Genomic DNA, 5,311 nt, shown 5'->3' on the forward strand with positions numbered 1-5,311 from the left:
TGATTCAGATATTGCATAATTTAATTGGAAATGGAATTAAATACAACGATAAAGAAATTGTAGAAATTAAAATTGATTTTAGTGAAAACGCGAGTTACTATATCATAAAAGTAACCGATAATGGAATTGGTATAGAAACAAAAGATTTTCTTGAAATCTACGAATCTTTCAAAATATTAAATGTAAAAGATCGCTACGGAAATTATGGAACTGGATTAGGTTTATCGACTGTAAAAAAGATAGTTGACAAATTGAATGGACGCATCGAAATAATATCTGAACTTAAAAAAGGTACCACTTTTACCTTATTTTTAGCAAAATAGAAACCCCACTTTTTTTTATAAAAAAAACCATCTGAATTAACGGATGGTTTTTTTGTGATTTTATTTTTTGTATGCAGCAATTCCGTCTTCAAGCCATTTTTTATATTCTTGCTTGTCGAATGTAAATGCTATTGGTTTAGATAAATCTTTTCCATCTGTATCCAATATTACGTATAAAGGTTGTGAGTTGCTTTTGTATCTTGTAATTTGAAAATCGGTCCATTTGTTACCTATTGTCACCACTTCTTTTCCTGTTGTTTTAGAAACGTATTGTTTGTCTTTTGGCAAGTCAATTTTTCTATCACAATACAACGAAATTAGAACAACATCATTTTTCAAAATTTTAAGCACTTCTGGATCAGACCAAACGTTATCTTCCATCTTTCTGCAATTCGCACAAGCATCACCAGTAAAATCTAAAAGAACTGGTTTATTTACTTTTTTGGCATAAGCCAATCCTAAATCATAATCTTCAAAAGCTATAATTCCGTGTGGACCAAAATGAGCATGTTCTGGTAGTTCAGATTTATTTGAATTGGAAGATCCAAATCCGTTGGTGCTTTCTGCGTAATGAATTGGTGGCGTTAATCCGCTTAATATTTTTAATGGCGCACCCCATAATCCTGGAATCATGTAAAACGTAAATGTTGTTACTACAATTGCCATTATTAATCGTCCTACTCCTATTTTATCTGCTTTTTCATAATCGTGTGGCAACATATATTTTCCGAATAAATACAATGCCCAAGCTCCGAAAATTGCAATCCAAATCGCTATAAATAATTCTCTTTCTAATAAATGTTTTTGTAAAACTAAATCGGCATTTGATAAAAATTTGAATGCAAATGCTAATTCTAAAAATCCTAACGAAACCTTCACAGTATTTAACCATCCACCAGATTTTGGTAACGAATTCAACCAACCAGGAAACATTGCAAACAACATAAATGGTAATGCAATGGCTAATGAAAAACCTAACATTCCTACAATTGGTGCAATTCCGCCTTTAGAAGCCGATTCTACTAATAAAGTTCCCACAATTGGACCAGTACAAGAAAATGATACAACTGCCAATGCTAATGCCATAAAAATAATTCCGACAAAACCTCCTTTATCGGCTTTAGAATCTATTTTGGTAGCCCAAGAACTTGGCAACATAATTTCGAATGCTCCTAAAAATGAGAGTGCAAAAACCACTAATAATGCAAAGAAAATTATATTAAATGCAACACTTGTAGAAAGTTCGTTTAATGCCTCTGCTCCAAAAATTCCTGTAATTAAAGAACCCAAAATCACGTAAATTGCAATAATGGACAAACCATAAAGTACCGCATTTCTAATTCCTTCTGCCTTTGACTTACTTTGTTTTGTAAAGAAACTCACAGTCATTGGAATCATAGGAAAAATACAAGGCATCAATAAAGCTGCAAATCCGCTGACAAACGCAATAAAAAATATCGTCCACAAACTCTTTTCATCTTTTATTGGCTCTGTAACTTTTGGTTCTGCTTGTTTGATTGTATTTTCAGTTGTTGCTGTGTCAATAACTGTAGAAAATTGATTATCAGATTCTTGAATTGTGTCTTGGCTTGCTGTAGTCGTAACAACACTAGAAACCGCTGGAATATTAAAAACCAAATCTTTATTGTCATTAATACAAGCTTCTTTACAAACTTGATATTCAAGGTTTAACTTGATTTTGGTAGTTTTTGGATTTGTAATTTTTACCTTTTGAGTAACGGTAACTTTATCTTCAAAAATGTATTCATCCACTTCAAAAACGTCGCTGTACACCTTTTGATACGGACTTTCCTTAGCTTTACCAACTAGTTCATAATTTCCTTTTACGTCTTTAAAATTCAAAACCATTGGCAACGATCCGCCATCTGGAGTAAATTGAGAAAACACGTGCCAACCTTCTTGAATGGTTCCGTTTGCAATTAAATTGAATTCGGTTTCTGAGACTTTTTCTATTTTAGTTGTCCATTTCACCGGACTTAGAACTTGCGCATTTACATTGGTTAAAACCAAAAATGTGATTAATGTATAAAGAAAATTTCTCATCTATGTAATCGTTATTTTTAAAATAGTTGTTGTGTTATTATTTACTTTAAATCGGTCGTCCATTCGCTTATTTACTATCCAAACTATCTGATTATCAGAACATAAAATCCAATTAGTTGATTTATCAATTAAAGAGAATTTTTCGTCTTTAAAATATTTACTCAGCTTTTTCTTTCCGGTCATTCCGAATGGATAAAAATAATCGCCTTCTTGCCACTTTCGTAAGGTTAAAGGAAACTTCAATTTATTTTCATCCACAAAGATACTATTTGAATCGGTAACCGAAATGTCACTTACGTTACAAAACGTGAATTTTAAGGGAATATTAACTTTGCTATCTTCTTTGTCAATCAAAAACTCTTGAGTAATTTCATCACCTACTTTTGGAGTTAGAATAAAAAAATCTCGATCTTTTACTAAAATAAAATCAGGCGAAAGCACTTTTTTACCCGATTGCGCCGAAACTAAATCGTAAATATCATCCCAAGCCACAAAACCAAAATCTTTTAGCCATTGATATAAATAAGCTTGATAATTAGTAAGTTGGATAAGCTTTTTCAAATTAATTTTGATCGAATTTTCCTCTTCTGTAACCACTTCTTTGTAAATAATTCTGGATGCATCGTTAACTAACGATTGTGCTTGCTGCAAATGTTTTATGGTATTTTCAAACGAAGAAAGCAAATTGGGTTGTACTTCTTTCAAAATCGGAATTACATCATGTCGTAATTTATTTCGAAGATATTTATCAGATGAATTACTTGAATCTTCTCGCCATTGAATTGCATTTTCTTTCGCATAAAGTTCAATTTCTTCTCTGGAAAAAGGCAATAATGGTCGGATGATTTTATCGTTTTGAGCTGGAATTCCGGTTAAACCATCCAATCCTGTGCCTCGTGAAAAGTTGATTAAAAAGGTTTCCAAACTATCGTTAAGATGATGCGCAGTGAGAATGTAATCGAAATTTCTATTTTTTAATTGTTCGTAAAACCAATCGTAGCGCAACTTTCGAGCAGCAATTTGAATCGATAATTTGTAGTCGGAAGCAAATTGTTTAGTATCGAATTTTTGAATTAAAACTTCAATATTTCGTTCCTTACAAAAAGATTTCACAAAGGCTTCATCACCGTCACTTTCAGCATCACGAAGTGAAAAATTACAATGTAAAACAGCAATTTCATACTGTAATTTATGTAACAAATCGACTAAAACTATACTGTCAATGCCGCCACTTACAGCGATAAATAACTTTTTTCCTTTGAGAAATGAAAACTGCGAAGTAAGATGATTTTGAAATTTTGTAAGCATTTTCAAAAGTAGGTATTTTAACTCAAAACTTCAAACATTGCTTTTGCTTTCAACAAACATTCTTCATACTCAAGTTCTGGAATGGATTGTGATGTGATTGCACTTCCAACAGAAAAAGAAATGTACTGATTATCAGAATTATAAAGAATACTTCTAATTACAACATTAAAATCAAAATCACCATTTGGAGTAAAATAACCCACTGCGCCACTGTACAATCCGCGCTTGGTTTCTTCCAGATTTTCGATGATGTTCATGGCCGAAATTTTGGGCGCTCCAGTCATGCTTCCCATTGGAAAAGTAGTTCGAATAATTTCTACTGGTGAAGTTGTATTTTCTACTTCCGATGCAATTGTAGAAATCATTTGATGCACTTGTTTGAACGAATAAATCTTGCATAATTCTTCCACTTGCACCGAACCTTTAGTTGCCGTTTTTGATAAATCATTTCGAACTAAATCAACAATCATAATATTTTCTGATCGTTCTTTTGGGTTGTTTTCTAATTCAAATTTTGATAATTCATCCAATTCAATATCGAAAGAACGTCTTGAAGTTCCTTTAATGGGTTGCGAAATAACTTTGAAATTTTCTTTTTGCAAATACCTTTCAGGCGAAGCGCACATTAGATAATTTGAATTGTTTTTGAAAAAAACAGCAAATGGCGGTTGCGAAATAGCGTTCAATTTTTGATAAATTTCCAGAGGTTCAATTTTAGTATTTTCTGCATAAAATTCCATACAAAAATTAGCTTCATAAATATCACCACGATGGATGTGCTCGAGCATTTTAGTGACTTTAGAAATATAATTTTCTTTTGAAATTCGCTGTTTTACATCAACTACTGAAGACTGAACACTGAAAACTAAACACTGATTTATCTCTTCAAAATCAAAATCAATTTCGTCATCACACATTTTTAGATATTGAATTTCGAGCTGATTTCCTTTCAATAAAAATAGTTTTTTTGGCTGAAAGAAAAATAAATCTGGAAAGTCTAAACCATCAAAATTATTGGATTTTAAATCTTCAATATCATTTTTTAAATCGTACGATAAATAGCCAAAAAGCCAATCTTTAGTCTGACTTTGATATTGATGTAAATCTTGAAAAGAGTTGACGTAATCTGTTTTAATTGAAGTAAATGCGTCTACTGCAACAACCAAATCATAATTAGAATAGTTCTGATTATTTGTCTCTGAATTACTGTCTAAAAAAACAACTTCACGAAATTGATTGGACCAATTAAGCAATTGATTTTTAAACGCTGAACTATTTGAAATTGATTTATAAACTGATGTTCTCAATGTAATTTAATAAGATTTCAAAAATACGATAAAATAAATCCATTTATACTGATTTTCAAAAAATCTTGGCACGGTTTTTAGTTGAGATAAATTAATTAAAAATCTTAAAAAACCAACATATTGATATAAAATTACTATTCCTATTAAACATTTGTAAACATTAACCTTTAAATAGTAATTTTTTATGAAAACAATTCCAAAAGTTGGTTTGGCGATTTTAATTTTGGGTATCGCCTATTCTTGCAAACAAGCAGAAGAACGTGAAAATGCAACTTCAACTGCAGATTACGCAACAGCAACCGATAGCGC

4 protein-coding genes are annotated in these 5,311 nt (G+C 31.4%); 1 reads left to right on the top strand and 3 read right to left on the bottom strand.

Translation table 11 applies throughout. The annotated features are described in order from the left end of the window. On the top strand, positions 1–323 hold a 323-nt coding region (locus DIU01_RS00750), incomplete at its 5' end, for an ATP-binding protein (protein WP_290831358.1). A gap of 60 nt (positions 324–383) precedes the next feature. On the opposite strand, the gene DIU01_RS00755 is transcribed toward DIU01_RS00750, so the two are convergent. Genes DIU01_RS00755 through DIU01_RS00765 form a run of 3 tightly spaced genes read right to left on the bottom strand, consistent with a single transcriptional unit; the run spans position 384 to position 5,002 of the window. Continuing rightward, a complete protein-coding gene (locus DIU01_RS00755; RefSeq protein WP_290831359.1) occupies positions 384–2,387 on the bottom strand; it encodes a cytochrome c biogenesis protein CcdA in 2,004 nt (667 codons plus the stop codon). Beyond that, the gene (tilS, locus tag DIU01_RS00760) at positions 2,388–3,695 is read right to left on the bottom strand and encodes a tRNA lysidine(34) synthetase TilS (protein ID WP_290831360.1); all 1,308 of its coding nucleotides are present in this window, start codon (positions 3,693–3,695) and stop codon (positions 2,388–2,390) included. A gap of 17 nt (positions 3,696–3,712) precedes the next feature. Continuing rightward, the gene (locus tag DIU01_RS00765) at positions 3,713–5,002 is read right to left on the bottom strand and encodes an anthranilate synthase component I family protein (RefSeq protein ID WP_290831361.1); all 1,290 of its coding nucleotides are present in this window, start codon (positions 5,000–5,002) and stop codon (positions 3,713–3,715) included. Positions 5,003–5,311: the final 309 nt, after the last annotated feature.

It is taken from the genome of Flavobacterium sp., assembly GCF_003525665.1.
Taxonomy (GTDB): Bacteria; Bacteroidota; Bacteroidia; order Flavobacteriales; family Flavobacteriaceae; genus Flavobacterium.

What these genes read in the sequence shown, in the direction of transcription:
- tilS (WP_290831360.1), bottom strand. Translation starts at nt 3,695, where the DNA reads ATGCTTACAAAATTTCAAAATCATCTTACTTCGCAGTTTTCATTTCTC.
- DIU01_RS00755 (WP_290831359.1), bottom strand. Translation starts at nt 2,387, where the DNA reads ATGAGAAATTTTCTTTATACATTAATCACATTTTTGGTTTTAACCAAT.